This window comes from uncultured Roseobacter sp. (assembly GCF_947496515.1).
In the GTDB taxonomy this organism is placed as follows: Bacteria; Pseudomonadota; Alphaproteobacteria; order Rhodobacterales; family Rhodobacteraceae; genus Roseobacter.
The window spans coordinates 691,512-714,669 of the sequence record NZ_CANMDB010000002.1 but is presented as its reverse complement, the minus strand read 5'-3'; the positions used below and the strand labels follow the sequence as shown (position 1 = coordinate 714,669).

Here is a 23,158-nt window from a genome sequence, read left to right as displayed (position 1 = left end):
GGCATTCGCTCTGTAAAAGGGAGTGATCAGGCGGCGGAAAGACTGCGTGCGGCGGCCTCCAACCGGGTGACCGCCTCGGCAATCTCATCCTCGGCAATGGTCAGCGGCGGCAGCAAGCGCACTACATTGTCCGCAGCGCCCACGGTCAGCAATTGCTGGTCGTATCCTGCCTGCACCACATCGCCATTGGCCGCCTTGCACCGCAGGCCCAGCATCAGCCCGGTGCCGCGCACTTCTTCGAAGATATCCCCGTGCGCGGCGATCAACCCTTCGAGTTTCTGGCGCAGCATCCCAGCCTTGCGGCTGACATCCGCCAGAAAGTCAGGCCGGGCCACATGATCGAGCACGGCGCACCCCACAGCACATCCCAGAGGGTTACCGCCGTAGGTTGACCCGTGAGTGCCCAGGGTCATACCGCTGGCAGCCTCTTCGGTGGCCAGCACCGCACCGATAGGGAAACCGCCCCCGATGCCCTTGGCCACCATCATGATGTCGGGCGTAATCCCGGCCCATTCATGGGCAAAGAGCTTGCCGGTCCGGCCCACACCGCACTGCACTTCGTCTAGGATCAGCAGCAGCCCCTTCTCGTCGCAAAGCGCCCGCAGTCCTTTCAGGCAGACGTCCGGCACCGGGCGGATACCGCCCTCGCCCTGCACCGGTTCGATCAGAATGGCGACTGTCGTCTCCGTGATCGCAGCATTCAGCGCATCATGATCGCCAAAGGGCACATGGGTAAATCCCGGCAGAAGCGGGCCGAACCCCCTGGTCATTTTCTCCGATCCCGCTGCGGCGATGCCGGCGGCGGACCGGCCATGGAAGGAGCCTGAGAAGGTGATGATATCGGTCTTTTCCGGCGCGTCTTTTTCGAACCCGTACTTGCGCGCCATCTTGACCGCCAGTTCGCAGGCCTCCGTGCCGGAGTTGGTAAAAAACACCGTGTCGGCAAAGCTCAGGCTGGTCAGCTTGTCCGCCAGTTCCTGCTGTTTGGGGATCTGGTAGAGGTTGGACGTATGCCAGAGCGCTTGGGCCTGTTCGGTCAATGCCGTCACCAGCGCGGGGTGTGCATGACCGAGCGCATTCACCGCAATACCCGCACCCAGATCGAGGAAACGTCGCCCGTCCGCCTCGATCAGCCAGGTGCCCTCGCCCTTGACGAAGCTGAAGGGCGCGCGCGCGTAGGTCGGCAAAATGGTCGGGATCATCGGATCCTCCTTTTCGAAAGGCGCTGTCACGAAGTACAACAGGTGCAACAGCGCGGCAGGCAGGTCAACAATTTTGAAAGGATGGTGGAAAAGCGCGAAAGACAGCACAACCCAGAGGGTTGCGCCTAGAGGGCGGTGTGTCGTCGGCCTTGTCGGATCGCGCATTTTTCCATGCCGGTTGAGTAACGCATAGCGCCGCCTGTGCAAAGCGGTTTTTGCCACCTTGTGCCTTTGCCACGACGCGACCATAGAGGACGGCGATGTTTCAACCGAAATCCCATAATCCGGCGCTTGCGGTGGCGTTGATGATCGCGGCGACCGCCTTTATCGCCGGAACCACGCTGCTGGCGAAGCTTCTGGGCGGCGACACATTGGGCCCGGCGCTGCATCCGCTGCAGGTCAGCCACGGTCGCTTTGTCTTTGCCTGGGTCGCCATCGTCGCCGTGGTCGCACTGATCCGGCCCCGCCTGACGCGCCCCCACTGGCCATTGCACATCGCACGGACGGTCTTCGGTTGGGGCGGTGTGACACTGATGTTCGCCGCCGTCACGTTCATCCCGCTGGCCGACGCCACCGCCATCGTTTTTCTCAACCCGGTGTTTGCGATGATGCTGGCCATCCCGCTTTTGGGCGAACGGGTGGGCCGGGTGCGCTGGTCCGCCGCCCTTCTCGCGCTGGCGGGGGCGCTGCTGTTGCTGCGCCCCACACCGGAAAGCTTTCAACTGGCCAGCCTGCTGGCGCTCGGTGGCGCGGTCATGCTGGGGGTTGAACTCATCTTCATCAAGAAACTCTCGGGTCGCGAGGCGCCCATACAGGTGCTGCTTCTGAACAATACCCTCGGGATGGTGATCGCGAGCGTCGCGGTAGTCGCTGTGTGGGCACCACCTTCTTTGGCGCAATGGGGCGCTCTGGTGGCGCTCGGCTTTTGCATGGCGACCGCGCAGGCCTGCTTTGTCAATGCGATGGCGCGCGCGGATGCGAGCTTTGTCGCGCCCTTCAGCTACGGCACGCTGGTCTTTGCCTGCCTTTACGATATCGCCTTTTTTGCCCAGATCCCCGATTACATCACGGTGCTCGGTGCGGGTATTATCCTGTCGGGCGGTGCGCTTCTGGCCTGGCGTGACGGGAAGTTTGCCAAACAGACACAGGTCAGCGCTTGTAACTCAGCCCCCAGTGACTAAAATACACGATGTTGAGAAAAAAGAAGCGGTCCGCCACCGGCAGGACCGCTTTTGAATTGGGGAATAGCCGATGTCGTGGACGGACGAACGTGTGGAACTGCTCAAGAAGATGTGGGGCGAGGGCCAATCCGCCAGTCAGATCGCGAAAGAGTTGGGGGGCGTGACCCGCAACGCTGTCATCGGCAAGGTGCACCGTCTGGGTCTGTCGAACCGCGCGACCGCCTCCGCGACAGCGAAACCGGACCCCAAACCCAAACCCGCCGCTAAGGCAGAGGTCAAGGAAAAGCCCGCCCCCAAGCCCGCCGAAGCGGTCGCAAAGGCCGAGCCGGAGCCACCTGCGCCCAAGCTGCCCGCGCGCAAGCAGATCATTCCAGCAGGCCAGCCGCTGCCACCGCAGCCGTCGGCCAATGAGATCAGCCCGGAAGCACTGGCCAAAGTCTCCGAGATCGAGAAAAAGGCCAAGCGCCTGTCGCTGATGGAGCTGACGGAAAGAACGTGTAAATGGCCCGTCGGCGATCCGGCGACAGAGGATTTCTGGTTCTGCGGCTTGCCGGTTCAGCAGGGCAAACCCTATTGCGAGGCGCATGTCGGCGTGGCGTTTCAGCCCATGTCGTCGCGCCGCGACCGCCGCCGGTAACACCGCTGCCCGAGGCCATGTCGGACGCAATGGTGAGTTGCGCGCGCCGCGGCAGTGGGTATGACCCGTCGATAACAGGGGGGACAGGCTGATGAAGACTTCGCCAACGATCCGCGCCGCTGACGCGCTGGCCCGCAGGCTCTATGCCGCTGGATGCCGTCATGCCTTCGGGATGCCGGGGGGCGAGGTTCTCACGCTGATTGACGCGCTGGAGGAGGCAGGCATTCACTTCGTGCTCGCCAAGCACGAAAATGCCGCCGCCTTTATGGCAGAAGGCGTTTACCACCGCACCGGGGCTCCGGGAATTCTGGTCGCGACCGTTGGGCCCGGCGCGCTCAACGGCGTGAACGCGGTAGCAAATGCGCATCAGGACCGCGTGCCGATGATTGTGCTGGCCGGTGCTGTCGATGCGGATGAGGCGCAAAGCTATACCCATCAGGTGCTCGACCAGCAGGCGGTTTTCCGTCCCATCACCAAGGCGACGTTTTCGCTGGTCCCGGGTGCGGCGCATATCATCGCGGACAAGGCCGTGGCCATCGCGACCGAGGGGCGCGCCGGACCTGTGCATATCGACGTGCCGATCAGCGTGGCAGATGCGCAGATTGCGGCCGAGACGCCGCCATCCCGTATCCCCGCGGCCCCGACCGCACCCACCGGGGCAGATCTGGAGACTGCCCGCGCATGGCTCGGTGACGCGCGGCGCCCTGTGATGATCCTCGGGCTGGATGCGATGAACGAAGACGCAGGCGCTGCCGTGCAGCACTTTGCCGAAACCTACGGCGTGCCGGTGATCACCACATACAAGGCAAAGGGGTTGCTGCCGGAGGACCATCCGCTCTCTCTGGGCGGGGCGGGCCTGTCGCCGCTGGCGGACACCCATCTTTTGCCCTTCGTGCAGAGCGCGGATCTGATCCTGTGCGTCGGCTATGATCCGATCGAGATGCGGGTCGGCTGGCGCGATGTCTGGCAGCCCGCGCAACAGCGCGTCATCGACATCACCGCCGAGCCAAATCACCACTACATGCATCAGGCCGGGATCAACATCATTGCCGATTGCGCAGCGAGCCTCGCCGCGATTTCCGAGGGGGTGGACGCGCAGAAAACCTGGACGGACGGTCAGATCGACGCCACCCGGACGGCCCTTGCCGCGGCCTTCCCGATGGATGAGGAGTGGGGCGCTGCCGCCATCATAGACACCTGCCGCAAGGTCCTGCCACGCGACGCGCTGGCGACGGTGGATAGCGGCGCGCATAGGATCCTGCTCAGCCAGATGTGGTCTTGCTACGAGCCCCGCGCGCTGACGCAATCAACGGCGCTCTGCACCATGGGCTGTGCGGTGCCGCTGGCCATGGGTGCGAAACTGGCCAGCCCGGAACGCACGGTGGTCGGTTTCTGCGGCGATGCGGGTTTCCTGATGGTCGCGGGCGAGCTGACCACCGCCGCAGAACTGGGCATCGGCCCCATCATCGTGGTGTTTGTCGATGCGTCCCTGTCGCTGATCGAGCTCAAGCAACGTTCGCGCCAGATGAAGAATCGCGGTGTCGATTTCGCGCGCCATGACGTGGCGGGCATGGGCATTGCCATGGGTGGGGCGGGCCACACCGTCACCAGCCGCCGCGAATTGCACGAAGCACTGCAGGCGGCGCGGGTTGCCAAGCATTTCACCGTCATTGCCGCGATCATCGACCGGGGGGCCTATGATGGGCTCATCTGACAGCCCGATGGCGCTCGACGGTCTGGTGGTGCTGGACCTCAGCCGCATTCTGGCAGGCCCGACCGCCACGCAGATGCTGGGCGATCTCGGCGCTTTGGTCATCAAGGTGGAAAATCCCAGGACCGGTGGCGATGATACGCGCAGTTGGGGGCCGCATTATGCGCGCAATGAAGATGGCAGCGCCTCGGACCTGTCGGCCTATTTCATGGCCGCCAATCGCAACAAGCGCTCGATCTCGGTCGATCTGTCCAGCGACGAAGGTCAGAGGACGGTGCGCGAGCTTGCCGCCCGCGCCGATGTGGTGATCGAGAACTACAAGCCCGGCGGTCTGGTCAAATACGGTCTGGATCATGCGACGTTGCTCGCAGCACATCCCGGGTTGGTCTATTGCTCGATCTCGGGGTTCGGGCAGACCGGACCCAACAGCGCGCAGCCGGGCTATGACCTGATGGCGCAGGGCTTCGGCGGGATCATGTCGCTGACCGGCCAGCCGGACGGGCCACCGAACAAGGTGGGCGTGGGCATCGCTGATGTGATGTGCGGCATGTATGCGACCATCGGGATCCTCGCGGCGCTGCGCCACCGGGACCAGACGGGACACGGGCAACATATCGACCTTGCGCTGGTGGACAGCCAGATGGCCTGGCTGATCAACGAAGGGACGAACTTCCTCACCTCGGGTCAAGTGCCGGAGCGACGCGGCAACGCGCATCCCAACATCGTGCCCTACGATGCCTTTGCCTGTGCGGACGGCCACGTGCTGCTTGCGGTGGGCAACGACGCACAATTCGCACGGTTGTGCGATGCCTTCGGGCTGGCCGATCTGGCCGCGAGCGATGATTACCGCACCAACCTCGCGCGGATCGAGAACCGCGTGGCGCTGACAGCGGCCATCGCCGAGGCTCTGACCGATGTTCCCGCTGCGGAGGTTCTGGCGCGATGTCATGCGGTCAAGGTCCCCGCGGGCCCTATCCATACGGTGGATGCCGCCCTGCGGTCGGATCAGGCGCAGGCCCGCGATGCGGTGGTCACCGTGCCAGCCGAGGGCATCCGCGACGGTGCGGTCCAGCTGCTGGGCAATCCGCTGAAGTTCTCCCGCACACCCGTGCGCTACCGCCATGCGCCGCCTCGCTTTGGCCAGGACACGGACAAAATCGCCGAGATCCTGGAGCACCTTGCCAAGCGGGACTGAAACACCGCTGAAATATCGGCTTATTTTCGCCGATTTTTCCGCAGGATAGTGAAATATCAGCCTTTATTCCCACACATGCAGTCACGTTGGCGTGTAGCACTGGCCGACGGGCTGCGCGCAGACAAATATTGCAGGTAAGACAGCAGGCACCCAAGTTGATAAAGGCGAACCTTCGATGATGTATGATATCTGTAACGCTCCCGTTTCCCTCTCCAGCCAAGACACGCTGACCGAATGGAACGCCATGACGCGCGCGTTTCTGGCCCACGGTACGGCGACGCCCGGGCATCTCGGTGCGGTGCTGCAACAGGAGCCGGGTTTCGCCATGGGGCATGCGGCGCGGGGTCTCTTTTCGCTCATGATGGGGCGCCCGGAACTGGTTCGGACCGCGCAGGAGGCTGCCACCGCAGCACGCGCCGCACGCCTCGCCGCTCCTTTGTCATCGCGGGAAGAACATTGGGTAGACGCGCTTGATCGCTGGTTGGCCGGTCAACCCTCCGCCGCCATTGCAGCGATGGAGGCGTGCCTGACCGAAACACCCCAGGACACACTGTCGGCCAAGGTGAGCCACGCCATCCGTTTTATTCTGGGCGATGCGGTCGGCATGCGCCGCTCGGTGGAGCGGGTGCTGGAGGCGCATAGGGCGGATCACGCCTGTCGCGGCTATCTGCTGGGGTGTCACGCCTTCACGCTGGAGGAAACCGGGGATTACGCGCGCGCAGAGGCCGTGGGCCGCGAAGGGCTGGCACTTGCCTCCGATGACGCCTGGGGGCTGCATGCCATCGCGCATGTCTATGACATGACAGCGCGGCCCGATCTGGGCATTTCGCTGATCGAGGAAAACCGAAGCGCCTGGGATCATTGCAATAACTTTCGCTATCACGTCTGGTGGCACAAGGCGCTGCTGCATCTCGACCGGGGCGAGTTGGACGTGGCCCTTGGCCTCTATGACGCGCAGATCCGCGCTGACAAGACCGATGATTACCGCGACATCTCCAACGCGACCTCGCTGCTGACCCGGTTGGAATTGGAGGGCATAGATGTCGGCCGCCGCTGGGAAGAGCTGGCGGATCTGTCCGAGCGACGCACGGAGGATGGCTGCGTGGTCTTTGCCGATCTTCATTACATGCTGGCGCTGACCGGGGCCGACCGACCGGACGCCAAGGCGCAGATGGTTGCGCGCTTTGCCCGCGATGCCGCCAAGCAGGGCGAGATGCCGCAGCGCTATGCTGATCCCGGCGTGGCCGCGCTCTCGGGTCTGAACGCCTTTGCCGAAGGACGCTATGACGCGGCCTTCGCCGATCTCGCCGCAGCCCGCCCCGCAATGCAGACCATCGGCGGCAGCCACGCGCAGCGCGATGTGTTTGAACGGCTGACCATCGACGCGGGCCTGCGGGCCGGAGAATACAGCCGCACCGAGGCCATTTTGCTTGACCGTCTGGCGCGGCGCGCGCAGCGGCCTGATCGCTACACCGAAACACGGCTCGCCAGTATCGAGGCGGCACGGCGGATCCCCGCGCAGTAGCGCCAAGTTGCTGATGACACTGCCTTTTGTTCGACGTAGAGACCGGTCATGACACTTGCAGACCCAACCCATATCTCGGCCCCCTCCGCGGTCGGAGGCGCACAGCCCAAGGCGCCCGCCCGCCAACGTGACCTGCGGCTTGATTTCTTTCGCGGCATCGCGATGTTCATCATCCTCTTCGCCCACACGCCCGGGAACTTCTTTACCTCCTGGATCCCCGCGCGGTGGGGCTTTTCCGACGCCACAGAAATCTTCGTGTTCTGCTCGGGCATGGCCTCGGCCATCGCCTTCGGTCGGGCCTACGACACGGTCGGCTGGCGCCTCGGGTCCGCCCGCGTCAGTTTCCGCGTCTGGCAGGTCTACTGGGCGCACATCGGGCTCTTTTTTGCCGTTGCGACCTTTCTGGCCGCCATCGACATGACCGGCCTCTACGAGACCGAATACATCGGCACGCTCAACCTGTGGAAGTTCTTCGAGGAGCCGGGACCGCAGCTGGTAGGCCTGCTGACCCTCACATACGTGCCGAATTATTTCGACATTCTGCCGATGTATATGGTCGTGCTGGTGATGATGCCGGTGGTGATGGCGCTGGCCCGGCTCCATGTGGCCGTGGCAGGTGCATTCATTGTCGGCATGTGGATCATGGCCCAAGGCCCGCTGATGGCACTTTTGGGGCTGGAGGCCTGGCATCTGGCCCTGCCGGCAGAGCCCTGGTCCGACCGGCAGTGGTTCTTCAATCCGTTCGGCTGGCAGCTCATCTTCTTCACCGGCTTTGCCTTCATGCGGGGCTGGTTACCCAAACCGCCCGTAACACCATTGCTAATCGGGCTTGCCGCCGCGCTTGTGCTGATCAACGTGCCGCTGTCCAACATCGGCATCCGCGAGTTCGGATTTGACTGGGCGCGGGACTGGCGCCTCGCCAACCGACCCCTGATCGCAAAATCAGACTTTGGTTTGCTGCGCTACGTGCATTTCCTGGCTCTGGCCTACCTGTGCTGGGTTGCGGCAGGCGACAAGGGCGCGCGGCTACTGGCCGAAGGGGCAGGACTGCTCGCGCGGCTCTGGCGCGGGATCCTGGCCCTGATCCTCAAGGTCGGACAACAATCGCTTGCCGTCTTTATCACCAGCATGTTTCTGGCGCGGGTCAGCGGTTTTGTCATGGACAACATCGGGCGCGACACCTGGACCGTCGTGGCCGTCAACCTCACCGGGATGGGCGTATTGGTCCTGACAGCATACGGCGCAGGCTGGTACAAATCCCAGCCCTGGCGCAAGAAAGCGGTGTAATCATGATCCGGCGTGATGTTTTGAAATCGCTCGCAGCACTGGCGGCGGTACCACAGGCGAGTTTTGCTGCAGAACCGGGGCTGCAACTGGGCGCCGCAGAGCCGTTCGATGCAGAGACGGTGCGCGCCCGCGCGGCTGCACTTGCCGAATGGGACTACACGCCCCGGCAGCAGGTGCCCGAAAGCTGGCGCAACCTCAGCTACGATCAGTATCGCAAGATCTGGTTCGACGGGCGCAATGCGCTCTGGCAGGATACGACACGACCGCAGCGGGTCGATGTGTTCCCCCCCGGTCTCTACTTTCCGCAACCGGTCGAGATCCACGTGGTGGAGGGCGGCAGCGCCCGACCGCTGGTCTTTGACATGGCTGTGTTCGACAGCACGGACAAATTTCCAGACGTGGAGATCGACGATACGCTGGGATACTCCGGCCTGCGCCTGCGTGCCGAACTGGAGACCGCCGACATCTTTCAGGAATACGCGGTGTTTCAGGGCGCGAGCTACTTTCGCGGCATCGGCACGGGTGAGACCTACGGGTTGTCGGCGCGGGGGCTGGCGCTCAAGACCGCCGACCCCGAGGGCGAGGAGTTCCCCGATTTCATCGCCTTCTGGCTGGAGACACCTCAGACCGGCGCGCCCTCGGTGGTCTTGCACGCACTGCTCGACAGTCCCAGTTGCACGGGCGTCTACCGCTTTGACATCACCCCGGGCGATACGCTGCGGATGTCGGTCTCGGCGGAGGTTTTCGCACGCACCGATCTGGCCCATGTGGGCATCGCCCCGCTAACGTCGATGTTTCTCTTTGACGAGACCATGCGCCAGCGCTTTGATGATTTCAGGCCCGCGGTCCATGACAGCGACGGGCTGCTCATCCACAATGGGGCGGGCGAAACCCTGTGGCGACCGCTCGGCAACCCGGTCACCTTGCAGATCAGCGCATTCGTGGATGAGGGGCCGCGCGGCTTTGGCCTGATGCAGCGGCCCCGCAACTTCCGCGACTACGCCGATCTGGAGGCGCTCTATCACAAGCGCCCGTCGCTCTGGATCATGCCGGAAGAGGATTGGGGTGCAGGGTCGGTCACGCTGGTGGAGATCCCTGCCGATCTGGAGATCTACGACAATATCGTGGCCTACTGGCGGCCCGAGGCGGTGATCCCCGCGGGCAGCAGTCACCGGATGCGCTACCGCATGGATTGGGGCGATGATCCTGCCCCGCGCACCGACATGCCGCTCCGCGTGCTGAGTACAGCGATCGGCGCACGACCCGAGGGGGGCAAGGTCGTCACCATCGACTTTGAGGACGGTGCCCTGGTGCCCGAAGATCTGTCGCGGCTGGACATCGTCCTGCGCAGCGGCGGAGGATCGCTCACCCCCGGATTGGTGCAAAGAAACCCTGAAACCAACGGGCCGCGTCTGGCGTTCACCTTTGACCCGCAGGAAGAGACAGCCATCGAGTTCCGCGCGCAGTTGCGTGTAGACGGTGCGCCACTCAGCGAGGTTTGGCTATACAGGTGGACCGCGTCGTGACGCACATCAGGACAGACCCGAATTTGCCTCCGATGCCGCGCCGCGCGCCGTTGCAGATGCGGGCACAGGATCTGGCCGCACCACCCCTTGCACAGCGCGCAGCACCCACGCAGAGCCCCGCGCGCACCCTCGCATGGCGCGCAGCGCTTTTCGTGCCGGCCCTGCTGGGCACCGGCCTGCTTGTTGCCGCGCTTTATGGCTGGCTGTCCGAGATGGGGATGAGTGCACTGGAATGGGTGTTGCTGTCCCTGATCGGTGCCACCTTTATCTGGGTCAGCCTGTCGGTAAGCACCGTAGGCGTGGCGATTGCTGGCCTGCTCGCCCGCGGTCAGTCGGACGCACGACCCGCCGGTGTCGCGGGCGCGCTCGACATCGCCTTGCTGGTGCCGATCTATAACGAAAACCCCAGCGACGTTTTCGGCAATGCCACGGCGATGCTGGTCGATCTGGCACGTCGCAGCGGGCCGCATCGCTACACGCTCTTTGTGCTGTCGGACACGCGCGACGCGCAGATCGCCGCCGAAGAGGAACACGCCTACCGGGTCCTGGCCGCCTCCGCCCCCGGCGGCATTCCCGTCTACTACCGCCGCCGTGCCACCAACACCGACCGCAAAGTCGGCAATCTGGTGGATTGGATCACCGGCTGGGGAGCGGCCTACGAGGCGATGCTGGTGCTGGATGCAGATAGCCTGATGACGGGCCGCGCGATTGAGCGTCTGGCCGATGAGCTCAGCCTCGATCCGGGTGCGGGGCTCATTCAGAGTTTTCCGATGCTGATCGGGGCGGACACGCTTTTCGCCCGGTTTCAGCAGTTCTCCAACATCGCCTACGGCTGGCTGCTTGCCGAGGGGCTGGCGAAATGGGCACGGACCGAGGGCAATTACTGGGGTCACAACGCGATCATTCGCACCCGGGCCTTTGCTGCCTCCGCCGGGTTGCCGCATCTGCGCGGCAGGCGGGGCAAATCCGAGTTGATCCTGAGCCATGATTTCGTCGAAGCAGGTCTGCTGCGCCGCGCCGGGTGGCAGGTCCGCTTTTTGCCGCGGGTGTCAGGCAGCTTCGAAGAGCCCCCCGGGACGCTCATCGACTATGTGCTGCGCGACCAGCGCTGGTGCCGGGGCAATCTTCAACACCTCCGCCTGCTCGGGACCAAGGGCCTGCATCCGGTCTCGCGCTTTCACCTCTTTCACGGCGCGGTCAGCTACCTGCTCTCGCCTGCATGGTTTGTGCTGCTGGTGATCTGGTCCCTGCTGGGCGTCGATGCGGAGACGAACGTGGTGCGGTATTTCAACGAGAGCAATCCCCTCTTTCCCGATTGGCCGCCGGAGATGAGCCACATCGATTCCGCCGTCTTTCTGATCGTCATGTATGTGATGCTGCTGATGCCCAAGCTGGTGGGTGCCGGGATCATAGCAGCACACCCCAAGGCGACCCGGGTCTATGGCGGGCGGGGCGCGTTCCTGACAGCCTTCGCGGTGGAGATCCTGCTCTCCATCGCCTACGCGCCGATCATGATGATCCAGCAGACCCGCGCGGTAATGCGCGCGCTCTTGGGTCGCTCCTCGGGCTGGTCCGCGCAGGCGCGACAGGGCGAGGCTTATCCGGTCAGCACCCTGATCCGCTTTCATTGGGTGGAGACGGTGCTAGGCATTCTTTTGCTGACGGGGCTGTTGGCCGGGCTCGTTTCGCTGTGGTTACTGCCAATCGCGGTCAGCCTCTATCTGGCGGTGCCACTGTCCGCGATGAGCGCATGGCGCGTGCCCAGCGTGCTGCCCTCTGGTCTCGGCATGCCCAGCCCGCATACGGTCCGCGAGCCAGCTATTGTCGCGCGGGCACGCGACGAGCGGTCGCGCCTGCGGAGCATTCTGAATATGCCGCGGGGGTGACAGCCCCCGTGCGGCTCAGAGCCCCTCGTACCAGTCCAGCATCATGTCGGCCCAGCCCTCCGGCACCACATGCCCGCCGGGGAAAAGCGCAAACTCCAGCGCGGTATCATCGGCGCAGCGATCCCAGGCCCGCCGCAGGAAGGCACCTTGCGTGACGAAGCGGTCCGCACGCAACTGGTAGCAGCCATTCACCTCACGCCACATGGCGAGCGTGTAGGGGATGTCTCCCTGCATCAGCGCTTCGGGATCGCGGGCATCCTGCCCGCGCAGCACCCGGCCCTCCAAGGGAACCGTACTGTCGGACCAGCCGTGGGTGTGCAACAGCCGCACGGGACCGGCGCAACTTGTCGGGTGCGGACGCCAGAAACCGCCCGCCACCGGGGCGTAGGCGGTAAAGCTCTGTGGTGCGCGGCACGCCATATAAGAAGTCATGGAACCACCGACGGAAAACCCCGCCAGGATCACCGCACCCGGCTCAAAACCGAAGCGCGCAGCGGCGTCATCGCGGACCGCCTGCAGGAAAACCGTTTCATCCCGCCGTTCGGGCCTGCCCGGAATGAACGACCAACCACGACCGCGGCCCTCTGCGATGGGCAGCCCGTCCGGGGCGATCACCGCATAGCCGCGTGCCAGCGCCGTGCGGCTCCAGCCTCGCGAGCGCAACGCCCCTTCGCCCGATCCGCCAAAGCCATGCAGGTAGAGGATCGCGCCTTTGATGGGCCCCTCAGGCAGGCGTGCGTGATAGCTGCCACCGGCGACCTCGCACGCATCCTCGGACGCGCCACAGTTGGCCAAGGCACCGGTGGGCAAGGTCAGGCACAACGCTGCGACAGCGGCGAGAAACTGCTTCATCTTATCCTTCCTTGCGCAGCGGCAGGCCGCGCTTGATCCACCCGGGTCCCGCACCCGAACCCAGCATGCCCTCGGGCACGTCAATGATGCGGGTGAACCCTGCCGCACGCAAGCGGCCCGCCATGCCCCGCGACCGAACACCACGGGCGCAGATGAGTGCTATGGCGCGGCTATGATCACCATCAACCGCGTCGCTCAGCAGATCGGTGAACGCCCGCTGCCGCATGTCGAGGGGCAGCGCACCCTCGCCCACGCCGGTACGGGCCCATTCATCCGGCCTGCGGATATCGACGAGAAGCACCGCGCCGGAGATCGCCGCGCGGTGTGCATCCGGCGCGCTGAGCGCATCGGCACCGGTTGCGGCCCATATGTTGTACCAGCGCGCGGAGATCGCGACACCGGTGACGCATGTGATCGCGCTCAACGCAAGAACCCCCCGGCGCGACAAACGTGCCGGGGGGCGTTGGTCAGACCCGGGGGGGAAGGGGTCAGACACGTGCGGGTAGGCCCGTTACTGGACGGGTGCCGAGCTTTCAAACTGCGGGATCACACGATCAGAGGCAGGTGTCGCTTCGATATCGACCCAGTTGCTGGACGACAGCTGCAGGTTGCCGGGGATGTCCTCTTCCCAGAAGCCCACCACGTTCTCGGTGATGTTGAGATAGAGCTTGCCGTCCACGATGCGCCACAGGTTCGGGTTGCCGGGGACCTTGCCGCCCTTGGCAACGCCGTAGGCGCAATGGCCGTCGTATTGAGGCGCGTAGGCCTCGGGATTGGCCTCGAACTTCTCTTTGTTGGCCTCAGAGGCGAAAGCGAATGTTGCCCCGTTGTAGGTGGCCGTGATGTCCTTGTCGCCGGGCACTGCTGCGGGTTGAGCGGAGCCCACGGCGTTTTGCTCCAGGTCGAAGTAGGCCACGACGTCGTAGCCTGAAACCGCATAGCCTGTGGGGTCGATATACTGATCGCCCGCAAATGCTGCGGAGGCGGTGGTCAGCGCAATCGCGGCACTGGCGATCTTGAGGGTAAAGCGGTTCATGGCGGTCTCCTTCTTGGGTCAATTGAGCGCGACGCGGTGCGATACTGCTGCGCGGTATGCCGCAGATGTAGACTGCCGCACGCGGGCTGGGGACCCACTGTCACCAACTCTCGCGCGCTTGTGACATCGGGCCGGTTTGCCGTGATCACGGTGTGATGCAACCAGGCTACCGCAGCCGGGGCGGCTTGTCGGGATCGCTGCCCGGAGGCTTGGGGACCAGAAGATCCGCCTCTGGCGGTTGCGGCAGATCGAACCGCAGACCGACCTGTGCCAGACGGTCGGTGACAGGATCGTTCCCGCCGAAAAAGCCCACATCCATGGCGCCCGCGTCGATACCCGAGAAGGTAAGCGCCTCGGACGCTGCCCGTGCCAATGCGGTATGAGCCCGGGGCAGCGCGTCGACAAAGCCCAGAAGATGCCCTCGCCCGCCGCCTGCATAATGCGCGCGCACCAGATAGGCGCAGGCCGCGAGCCCGGTGGCGCTGGCAAGCTTGCCATCCAGCGCGGTCAACAGGGTGTCGGGCAACCCGGTGGGCGGATGCACCTCCTCAATGGCCGCCTCGACCTCGGCGGGCCCGTGTTCAAGCGTTGACGCAAGCCAGGATACCGCCGTCTCCGGCAACAGGATCGCCGAGGGGGCCACGTCAGGGTTCAGCGCGACACCCAGCCCCTGCCGGTCCAGCATGCCCGCGATGCTGCGTCCCGACAGCCCCACATAGGGCGTGGTCTGGCCCGCAAAGCGGGCGAGCCGTTCTTCACGATCAAAAACCAGTACATAGCGCGCCTCCCCCAGATCGAAGACCTCTGGCGTGATCTGATCATCCTCGCCTGCCTCCTGCTTGAGCATCAAGAACAGCTCGGCCTGTGACAGGCGATCGTAGAACCTCAGCCGGGCCTGCGCGTCTTCCGGGTCGGCAGCCATGGCAGCATGGGCGTCGTCGATGGGGGTTCTGCTGCTCATGCCAGGACCTCTTGGACGCGGGTGCGCAGACGCGGCAGGACATCCTGCGCAAACCAGGGGTTTTTCTTGAGCCAGGCGTTGTTGCGCCAGCTGGGATGCGGCAGCACAAAAAGATCATCGCCGCGGGGGCGCCAGTCCCGAGCCGCTGCTGTAAGGGACATTTTTCTGCCCAGATGATAGCGCGCCGCGTAGCTGCCCACCAGAATGGTCAACCGCACCTGATCCAGCATCGCCAGCACCCCCTCGCGCCAGCTTGCCGAACAGACCGGAGGCGGCGGCAGATCGGATCCGCGTGCATCATACCCCGGAAAGCAGAAAGCCATGGGCACGATGGCGATACGGCTCTGATCGTAGAACGTCTCCTGGTCCAGTCCGAGCCAGTCGCGCAACCGGTCACCGGATGGGTCGGTGAAGGGACGCCCCGACAGATGCACCCGCATGCCCGGGGCCTGCCCTGCAATCAGAACGCGCGCCTGCGGTTCAAACCAGACCACGGGCCGCGGAGCATGGGCTGTCGCTGTCGCCGCGAAACGGTCTTGGCAAAGGGTACAGTGCCGCAAGGCATCGCGCAGATCAGTCATGCTGTGCCATCTAGCTCGTTGATGCAACGGCGGAAAGGGCTGGCAGCAATCCCTGCAGCAAAGACCCTTGCGCGCATCAAACCGGTACCGTGTTTTCGTGGGCAGGGCCGATGATCAACGCCCCAGTCGCGGGAATACGCGCAGAAACCGTCCCGTGCCGCGCGACAGACTTGCCCCCGGCGAGGGTTTTGTCTCTAATTAAGACATAATTATGTCGGATGTCCTATGGCCCAAGCGGACCGGTCCGATCTGAGGGGACAACCGGCCCCTGATCGGTTCGCAACAGTCGGAGCAGTGATGCTGTCTTTCGAAAATGTCTCGAAGTCCTTTTGGACGGGCACCCAGCATAAGGTGATCCTCGACCGGGTGTCTTTCCGGGTCGAACTGGGTCAGTCACTGGGCATTCTCGCGCCCAACGGCACCGGCAAGACCACGCTGATCAACATGATGGCGGGTCTGGAGAAAGCTGACGAGGGCGAAATCCGGCGCGGGTGCAATATCTCCTTTCCGCTGGGGTTCATGGGCGGCGTCGTGGGTAAGGTCTCTGCCATGGAAAACGCGCGCTATATCGCGCGGCTCTACGGGCTTGATCCGGACTACGTGGAAAGCTTCTGTCGCTGGCTCTGCGGGTTGGAGGAGTACTTTGACCAACCGGTGGGCACCTATTCCACGGGCATGCGGGCGCGGTTCTCCTTTGCGCTGATGCTGGCGCTGGATTTTGACATGTATCTCATCGACGAGGGGATGCCGAATTCCACCGATGCGGAGTTCAACCGCAAGGCCGGTGCCGTCCTGGAAGAACGGCTGCGCACCACCACCATCATCGTCGTCTCGCACCGACCGCGCGTGCTGGAGAGATTTGCGCATTCCGCTGGCGTTCTGCTGAACGGTCAGTTGCACATGTTTGATACGCTGGAAGAAGCGAAACGGCTTTATGACTACGAAACCGACAGCTAGAAAGTTTCGCATACGCCGGATGAGTGCGGAAGCACGTGCAGAGCGCGACGCGGCTGTAGCGGACGCGCCCGAAACAGAGGACACCCAATCCGAGGTTTCGCCGGAAGAGGCTGAAGGGACGCCACCCAAGGCGCAGCCGGAAACCGCCTTATCGGCCGAGACGCAGGCTGACGAAGAAGCTCAGGCTCAGCTGCCACCTGACCCGAAAGCACAAATATCTCAGGAGCATATACCCGACCCGGCTGACGAGGCTGATCCCGAAGCGACTACGTCAAATCCAAAAGTTGTCGCGAACGAAGAGCTGACAGCGCGGCAGTTGCGGATGGCGCGGCGGATCGCGGCGAGGAATGGCCTCAACCCAAAGTCGGATGCCGATGCAGTCCGCCTGCTGCGCGAAAAGGGGATTGATCCTTTCCAGCGGAACGCGGTACTGGCGCTGGTCGCCCCCTCCGAAGACGGCGACCCAAACACGGCCAACACCGCTGACAAGCACGCCTCAAAAGACGCGGACGGGCGTATCCAGCTGCCCCAGACACGCAAAACCAGCGAAGGCGGCGTACCCTCGACTGAAATCCTCAGCCCGGCTGAGATGCGCGAACGTCAGATTGCACAAATCCAGCTGGACATAGCGCGCAGGCGCAGGCGCAAGCTGGTGACCTTGTTGCTGCGGCTGGCCTGTTTCATCGGGCTGCCAACGGCCCTTGCCGGATGGTATTTCTACTCAGTGGCGACGCCAATGTACGCCACGCAGTCGGAATTCCTGATCCTGCAGGCTGACAGCACCGCGGGCGGCGGCGGGATTGGCGGGTTGCTCTCCGGCACCCAGTTCGCGACCTCTTCTGACAGTATCGCCGTTCAGGCATTCCTGCTGTCAAAACCGGCAATGCTGCGACTGGACGAAGAGATCGGGTTTGTCTCTCATTTCTCGCAAGACATCATCGACCCCTTGCAAAGACTGGCGCCGGATGCCTCGAATGAAGAGGCCTTTGATACCTACCGCAAAGCGGTCAAAGTGGGTTATGACCCGACCGAAGGCATGGTCCGGATGGAGGTGATTGCCGCAGATCCGCAGATAAGTGCCGCCTTCAGCGAGGCCCTCATCACCTACGCCGAAGAAAGCGTCAACGGGCTGAGCGCGCAGAAGCGCGACGATCAGATGGCCGATGCCCGCACCAGTTTCGAGCAGGCTGAGGCGGAACGGCGCGCGGCGCAGCAGGCGCTGGTGACCTTGCAGCTACAGGGCGATACCCTTGATCCTGAGGCCGTGATCGTGGGGTTGCGCGGCCAGATCAATCAAATCGAGCTGCAGTTGCTCGAAAAGGAACTGGAACTGGCGGCCCTATTGGACAACGCACGCCCCAACCAGGCGCGGGTCGATGGCGCACAGGCGGATGTTGACCGGTTGAACGCACAGCTCGCCACCCTGAACGCGCGGATGACAGACGCCAGCGCCGGAGAGAATTCGCTGGCGCAGCTGAACGTGCGGATCCAGATGGCGCAGGCCGATCTGGTGACCCGAGACATGTTGCTCCAGTCAGCGCTGCAGCAGATGGAACAGACCCGGATGGAAGCCAACCGACAGGTCCGCTATCTGACGGTCAGCGTGGAACCGGTGCCCTCGGAGGAGCCGAGCTATCCGCGCAAGTTCGAAAATACGCTTGTTGCCTTCTTGATCTTCGGTGGCATCTACCTGATGGTCTCGCTCACAGCCTCCATACTTCGCGAGCAAGTGACCAACTGACATGACCCAAATCTCCGTCGGCAATCTGACGATCGGGAACGATCGCCCCCTCACGGTGATCGCCGGTCCGTGTCAGCTCGAAAGCGAAGATCACGCACAGATGATCGCCGGCAGGATGAAAGAAGCCTGCGCTGCAGTGGGCGCGCAGTACGTCTTTAAGGCATCCTATGACAAGGCCAACCGCACGTCCCTGTCCGGCAAACGCGGCATGGGGCTGGAGGCGGGGCTAAAGGCGCTCGAGTCGGTCGGTCGGGCAAACGAGGTGCCGGTCCTGACGGACGTTCACACCGAAGCGCAATGCGCGATCGCGGCCGAGGCAGCGGACATTCTGCAGATCCCCGCGTTTCTGTGCCGCCAGACCGACATGCTGCTGGCCGCGGGCGAGACGGGTGCTGTGATCAATGTCAAAAAGGGGCAGTTTCTGGCGCCCTGGGAAATGGGCAATATCGTCACCAAGATCGAATCGACCGGAAACAAGCGGATCTTGCTGACCGAACGGGGCACCAGCTTTGGCTATAATACCCTCGTGGCAGACATGCGGGCCCTGCCGCAGATGGCCGCGACGGGCTATCCGGTCGTGATGGACGCCACGCATTCCGTGCAGCAACCGGGGGGGCGGGGAGGCTCTTCCGGCGGGCAGCGCGAATTCGCTCCCGTCATGGCGCGCGCGGCAGTTGCTGTCGGTGTTGCAGCAGTTTTCATCGAGACCCACGACGACCCTGACAACGCGCCCAGCGATGGACCCAATATGATCCACCTCGATCAGATGCCCGACCTCCTTGAAACGCTGATGGCGCTTGACGAGATCGCGAAATCACGGCCTTTGGAGATCTGACATTCGGGATTTCTGATCTCGATCAGACGTCCGGCCAAGACATCAGCCGCTCTCTGATCTCTCAAAACCCGAGCTTAGCCGGTACCAACGCCCGGCAAGCACGGTCTCCGCCAGGATCTCTCGCGAACCAAAGACTATGAGACCTCGCGCGCGGGTACAGAACGCAACTGCAACCGAAGGGCATTTTCAACGGTTCGCGGAGGCTCTGGGCGGTTGAAATCTGCCCCTAGTACAGCTCGCCCGCTCGGTCCGAAGCGCCATGCGATCATGATGACTCATCTTCGAAAGGTCGGACGCCCTGATTGCAAACCGTCAGGCCTAAGCACGCCAGCGACGGCCACATCTCCAAACCCGCAGGCAGAGCACTGATGACTGATCTTTTCAACCGATGTGGCCAGTAGCCCAGTGATCCCCAGATCTGTCATCAATTTCAGACCGGTCATCATAACGGGTCAACTCTTGCCCAGGCGGGCAACAGCAACCCTAAGGAACGTTGCATCGCGGGACGCCACGGGCGGATTACATCGATCCCCGGCAATCCTCGTCCGGCGGTACCATGGCGCATTGTTTCGCGAAAACGTGTTATCGGCCAAAAAGCCGGCGCCCCCACGGGCCACAGACGTCAATCAAAGAGCTTTTTGAGCAGCCGGTCGTTCAATTCATCCTTCACCGCATCGCCCGTTGACCGTCCGTCAACAGGCGAAACACCCAGCCGTTCGTTCAGCTTTTCCTTGGCACGCTCTTCAAGCTCCTTGGCCTTCTCGTCTATCTCTGCCTTCAGTGCGGCTTCGACATCCGGGCGGATCGAAATATTGGACCACGGCCCGGTAAACCGCACCGGGATGGACACTCCCTGCCCGCTGTTCGCACGCAAGGCGATCGGCGTCACCGTGTAGTCAACGGTCTGGCTGCCGAGCCCCACCGCACCCGCACCCGATGCCTGATAGCTCTTCAACTGGAGCAGCAAATCGTTGTTCTGCAGCGTCCCCGCGGCAATCGTCCAGGATCCGGTAAGGCTGTCAAACACTGTAGTGCCACTTCCCACATCCCCTGAGCGCATCAACCGGTCGAGGTCGATCCCAAGGATGGTGCCACGCCCGATCTGCAGCGACCCTTTTCCCGACAGCGACTTCATGATCGCATCTACGCTGGCACCGACCCCCAGAAAGGACATCTGAACCGCCCCGGTGCCCGTCAGCCGCGTCAGATCCGCAGCATCGGTCAACAGCGGCTGCATCTCGATCCCGGTCGCCGTCAGATCACCACCGACCGACAGGCCGCTGCGATTATTGATCACGAAGGTCCCCGTCAGATCGCCACCGTAGGCGGCTACATCGCGCAGCTCGAACACCATCCGCGAATTGTCGTTCCGCAGCAAAGCACGCGTCGCGCCGAGGTCAAACTGGCCGAGGTCAATACTATTGGCGGTTAAGGCGATCTCGCCGTTGAAAGTACCCAATGCGCTCGCGTCGATGGCCGCTGTAGGCCAACCGCTCTGGCTGCTGCTGCCGGTGCCAGCCTGTCCGCCACCCCCGCCACCGGAACTCGCCGTGGGCGCTGACGCAGATGGCAGGACAAAATCACCGATATCCAGTTGAGCGTTGAGCTGAGGCACATCCTTCAAGTTCAAATCCGCAGCACCACTGATGCGGTTCCGACCAAGAGACACTACAAGATCGCGCAGGGAAACAGCACGCTCCGCGGTCACCGTCAGCGCGGTACTGAGATCAATCTGCCCCCCGAGATCTGGCGGCAAATCCGCTCCCGGCATCCCGAGTGCGCGCAGAAACGCATTGGTATCGCCCGTGCTCAACGTCAGATCCCCGGCGACTGCGCCATCCGCGCTGCCTCTCCCGTCCAAGGCGATACGCCCCGCGTCGGTGGATACCGCGGCGCGCAAGGTTTGCGTCTCTCCCGCGATGAAACCCGCAAAACCATCGATCACCACCTCGACAGAAACGGGCGTTGCCGCCGGTCGCAGCCGGGCTGTGATCGTCGCGGCACCTTGGGCCTCCGGCCAATCCAATGTCAGATCAACCTGATCGAAGACCACCGGATCACTGCCGGCGGCAGCGTAGATCAGACTGGCATCGGTGATGGCCAACCGTTGGACGGTGATGGATTGCGCAGTCCTGGCCGGTTGCACCGATGTGGGCGCATTTTGGGTCGGGGTGGCCTCGGCGCTGTTACCGATTTCCCAACTGACCTGGCCGTCGCTGCGCTGTTCCAGGCGCACCATGGGGCTTTCGGCTTCGATATTGGTGATGCGAATATCGCCGCCCAAAAGTGCCATCGCATCGATCCCGATGGCGACACTGGCAGCTTGCAGCAAGGGGCCCTGCTCTGCCCAATCGGCATTTCCGATCTCCAGACCGGCGGCGCGGATGCCAAGCACCGGCCAAAAGGTCAGCCCAACGTCCCCGCTGATGGAAACGGTGCGTCCCGTGGCGCTTTGCAGCTGGTCGGTCGCAAGGCGCGCGATGCGCTCGGCTGGCAGGAAGAACAGCGCCGCAATCGCGACGATCGCGATCACAACACCCAGCCCCAGCAGACGGATGATCCATTTCACGTGCATGCCCTCCTCGGCCAGCACCCCTTTCCGGGGCGTCTCAACTCCACTATAGCGCAGGTCATGAGCACAAACCCACCCCATCTGCGCCCTGATCTGGCGCCCGCCGCCCGGCTTGACGGTCGCACGGATCGGACGGCTCACCGCACCGGTCAGCCGACCATTGGCATGGTGTCGCTGGGCTGCCCCAAGGCGCTGGTGGATAGCGAACGGATCCTGACCCGGCTGCGTGCAGAAGGCTACGCGATCTCGCCGGACTATGCGGGTGCCGAGGCGGTGATCGTCAACACCTGCGGCTTTCTGGACAGCGCCAAGGCGGAAAGCCTGGGCGCCATCGGCGAAGCGTTGCAGGAAAACGGGCGGGTGATTGTCACGGGATGTCTGGGGGCAGAGCCGGAGTATATCACCGGCGCGCACCCTCAAGTCATGGCGGTGACCGGGCCGCACCAGTACGAGCAGGTGCTGGACGCCGTACATGCGGCGGTCCCGCCGAGCCCCGATCCCTTTGTCGACCTGCTGCCCGCCTCCGGTGTCAGCCTGACACCGCGGCACTTCAGTTACCTCAAGATTTCAGAGGGTTGCAATCATAAGTGCAAGTTCTGCATTATCCCTGACATGCGTGGTCGCCTCCAGTCACGGCCTGCCCATGCGGTCCTGCGCGAAGCTGAAAAGCTGGTGGAGAGCGGCGTGCGCGAGCTGCTGGTGATCAGCCAAGACACCTCGGCCTACGGTGTCGACATCAGGCACGCCGAGGACCGCGGCCACCGGGCCCATATTACCGACCTCGCCCGCGATCTGGGTAGGTTCGGGGCTTGGGTGCGGCTGCATTACGTCTACCCCTATCCGCATGTGCGACAGCTCATTCCGCTGATGGCCGACGGTCTGGTGCTGCCCTATCTGGATATCCCTTTCCAGCACGCGCATCCCGATGTCCTGCGCCGCATGGCACGTCCCGCGGCAGCGGCGAAAACCCTCGGCGAGATTGCCGCCTGGCGCGCGATCTGCCCGGATCTGACCCTGCGCTCCACCTTTATCGTGGGCTACCCCGGCGAGACAGAGGCGGAGTTTCAGACCCTGCTGGACTGGCTGGAAGAGGCGCAACTCGACCGCGTCGGCTGTTTTCAGTACGAAAACGTGGCGGGCGCGCGGTCCAATGCGTTGCCCGATCACCTGCCGGCGGAGGTCAAGCAGGACCGCTGGGAGCGTTTCATGGAGACCGCGCAGCGGATCTCGGCTGCAAAGCTTGCAGCCAAGGTGGGACACCGGCTGGACGTGATCGTGGACGAGGTTGATGCAGAGGCTGCGACCTGCCGCACCAAGTCGGACGCGCCCGAGATCGACGGCAACCTCTTTATCGATGAAGGTTTCGAGGCGCTGAAGCCGGGCGACATCGTCACGGTCGAAGTCGAGGAGGCAGGAGAATACGACCTCTGGGGGCGGCGGACCGCGTCTTAACGGTATGTGGACAAGCGCACG

Annotated in this window: 19 protein-coding genes; 12 read left to right on the top strand and 7 right to left on the bottom strand. The window is 63.6% G+C overall.

All coding sequences use genetic code 11. The annotated features are described in order from the left end of the window. Positions 1 to 26: 26 nt before the first annotated feature. Positions 27 to 1,202, bottom strand: a complete 1,176-nt coding sequence (locus Q1A53_RS07045) for an aspartate aminotransferase family protein (RefSeq protein ID WP_299964365.1) — start codon at positions 1,200 to 1,202, stop codon at positions 27 to 29. 260 nt (positions 1,203 to 1,462) lie between these two features. On the opposite strand from Q1A53_RS07045, the gene Q1A53_RS07040 reads away from it, so the two are divergent. The 8 genes from Q1A53_RS07040 (at position 1,463) to mdoH (ending at position 12,150) form a co-directional block, all read left to right on the top strand. Next, complete coding sequence (locus Q1A53_RS07040) at positions 1,463 to 2,383, top strand: DMT family transporter (protein WP_299964361.1); 921 nt, start codon at positions 1,463 to 1,465, stop codon at positions 2,381 to 2,383. 70 nt (positions 2,384 to 2,453) lie between these two features. After that, entirely contained in the window at positions 2,454 to 3,020 is a 567-nt protein-coding gene (locus Q1A53_RS07035; protein ID WP_299964359.1) for a GcrA family cell cycle regulator, read from the top strand. Between the two features lie 91 nt (positions 3,021 to 3,111). After that, positions 3,112 to 4,734: a thiamine pyrophosphate-binding protein gene (locus Q1A53_RS07030; protein ID WP_299964356.1), complete on the top strand. Its 1,623-nt coding sequence runs from the start codon at positions 3,112 to 3,114 to the stop codon at positions 4,732 to 4,734. Beyond that, positions 4,718 to 5,926, top strand: a complete 1,209-nt coding sequence (locus Q1A53_RS07025) for a CoA transferase (RefSeq protein WP_299964353.1) — start codon at positions 4,718 to 4,720, stop codon at positions 5,924 to 5,926. The genes Q1A53_RS07030 and Q1A53_RS07025 overlap by 17 nt, the downstream gene beginning before the upstream one ends. 175 nt (positions 5,927 to 6,101) lie before the next feature. Beyond that, a complete protein-coding gene (locus Q1A53_RS07020) occupies positions 6,102 to 7,451 on the top strand; it encodes a tetratricopeptide repeat protein (protein WP_299964351.1) in 1,350 nt (449 codons plus the stop codon). A 48-nt stretch (positions 7,452 to 7,499) separates the two neighbouring features. Further along, positions 7,500 to 8,738 (top strand): OpgC family protein, encoded by a 1,239-nt coding sequence (locus Q1A53_RS07015; RefSeq protein ID WP_299964349.1) that lies wholly within the window; start codon positions 7,500 to 7,502, stop codon positions 8,736 to 8,738. Positions 8,739 to 8,740: 2 nt separating this feature from the next. Continuing rightward, complete coding sequence (locus Q1A53_RS07010) at positions 8,741 to 10,264, top strand: glucan biosynthesis protein G (protein WP_299964347.1); 1,524 nt, start codon at positions 8,741 to 8,743, stop codon at positions 10,262 to 10,264. A gap of 32 nt (positions 10,265 to 10,296) precedes the next feature. Further along, positions 10,297 to 12,150, top strand: coding sequence for a glucans biosynthesis glucosyltransferase MdoH (gene mdoH / locus Q1A53_RS07005; protein WP_299964344.1), 1,854 nt, complete (start codon positions 10,297 to 10,299; stop codon positions 12,148 to 12,150). Positions 12,151 to 12,165: 15 nt separating this feature from the next. Here mdoH and Q1A53_RS07000 read toward each other — a convergent pair whose 3' ends face one another. The 5 genes from Q1A53_RS07000 to Q1A53_RS06980 form a co-directional block, all read right to left on the bottom strand. After that, positions 12,166 to 13,002, bottom strand: a complete 837-nt coding sequence (locus Q1A53_RS07000; RefSeq protein ID WP_299964342.1) for an alpha/beta fold hydrolase — start codon at positions 13,000 to 13,002, stop codon at positions 12,166 to 12,168. Between the two features lies 1 nt (position 13,003). Further along, positions 13,004 to 13,426, bottom strand: a complete 423-nt coding sequence (locus Q1A53_RS06995; protein ID WP_299964341.1) for a rhodanese-like domain-containing protein — start codon at positions 13,424 to 13,426, stop codon at positions 13,004 to 13,006. Positions 13,427 to 13,513: 87 nt separating this feature from the next. After that, positions 13,514 to 14,038: a YHS domain-containing (seleno)protein gene (locus tag Q1A53_RS06990; protein ID WP_299964340.1), complete on the bottom strand. Its 525-nt coding sequence runs from the start codon at positions 14,036 to 14,038 to the stop codon at positions 13,514 to 13,516. A gap of 166 nt (positions 14,039 to 14,204) precedes the next feature. Then, the gene (locus Q1A53_RS06985) at positions 14,205 to 14,999 is read right to left on the bottom strand and encodes an SseB family protein (protein ID WP_299964339.1); all 795 of its coding nucleotides are present in this window, start codon (positions 14,997 to 14,999) and stop codon (positions 14,205 to 14,207) included. After that, positions 14,996 to 15,580, bottom strand: a complete 585-nt coding sequence (locus tag Q1A53_RS06980; protein ID WP_299964338.1) for a uracil-DNA glycosylase family protein — start codon at positions 15,578 to 15,580, stop codon at positions 14,996 to 14,998. Before Q1A53_RS06980 ends, Q1A53_RS06985 begins: the two co-directional genes overlap by 4 nt. 297 nt (positions 15,581 to 15,877) lie before the next feature. Between Q1A53_RS06980 and Q1A53_RS06975 the strand changes: the two genes are divergently transcribed. From Q1A53_RS06975 to kdsA, 3 genes are read left to right on the top strand one after another with little or no spacing between them, the layout of a single operon-like run. Next, a complete protein-coding gene (locus Q1A53_RS06975; protein ID WP_299964336.1) occupies positions 15,878 to 16,537 on the top strand; it encodes an ATP-binding cassette domain-containing protein in 660 nt (219 codons plus the stop codon). Further along, complete coding sequence (locus Q1A53_RS06970; protein WP_299964334.1) at positions 16,515 to 18,278, top strand: capsule biosynthesis protein; 1,764 nt, start codon at positions 16,515 to 16,517, stop codon at positions 18,276 to 18,278. The genes Q1A53_RS06975 and Q1A53_RS06970 overlap by 23 nt, the downstream gene beginning before the upstream one ends. Position 18,279: 1 nt before the next feature. Next, the gene (kdsA, locus tag Q1A53_RS06965) at positions 18,280 to 19,113 is read left to right on the top strand and encodes a 3-deoxy-8-phosphooctulonate synthase (RefSeq protein ID WP_299964332.1); all 834 of its coding nucleotides are present in this window, start codon (positions 18,280 to 18,282) and stop codon (positions 19,111 to 19,113) included. 622 nt (positions 19,114 to 19,735) lie between these two features. On the opposite strand, the gene Q1A53_RS06960 is transcribed toward kdsA, so the two are convergent. Beyond that, on the bottom strand, positions 19,736 to 21,688 hold the full coding sequence (locus Q1A53_RS06960; protein ID WP_299964490.1) for an AsmA family protein: 1,953 nt from the start codon (positions 21,686 to 21,688) through the stop codon (positions 19,736 to 19,738). 57 nt (positions 21,689 to 21,745) lie between these two features. Here Q1A53_RS06960 and rimO point away from each other — a divergent pair, with 57 nt between their 5' ends. Continuing rightward, positions 21,746 to 23,137 (top strand): 30S ribosomal protein S12 methylthiotransferase RimO, encoded by a 1,392-nt coding sequence (gene rimO, locus Q1A53_RS06955; protein ID WP_299964331.1) that lies wholly within the window; start codon positions 21,746 to 21,748, stop codon positions 23,135 to 23,137. The last annotated feature ends 21 nt before the right edge of the window (positions 23,138 to 23,158 follow it).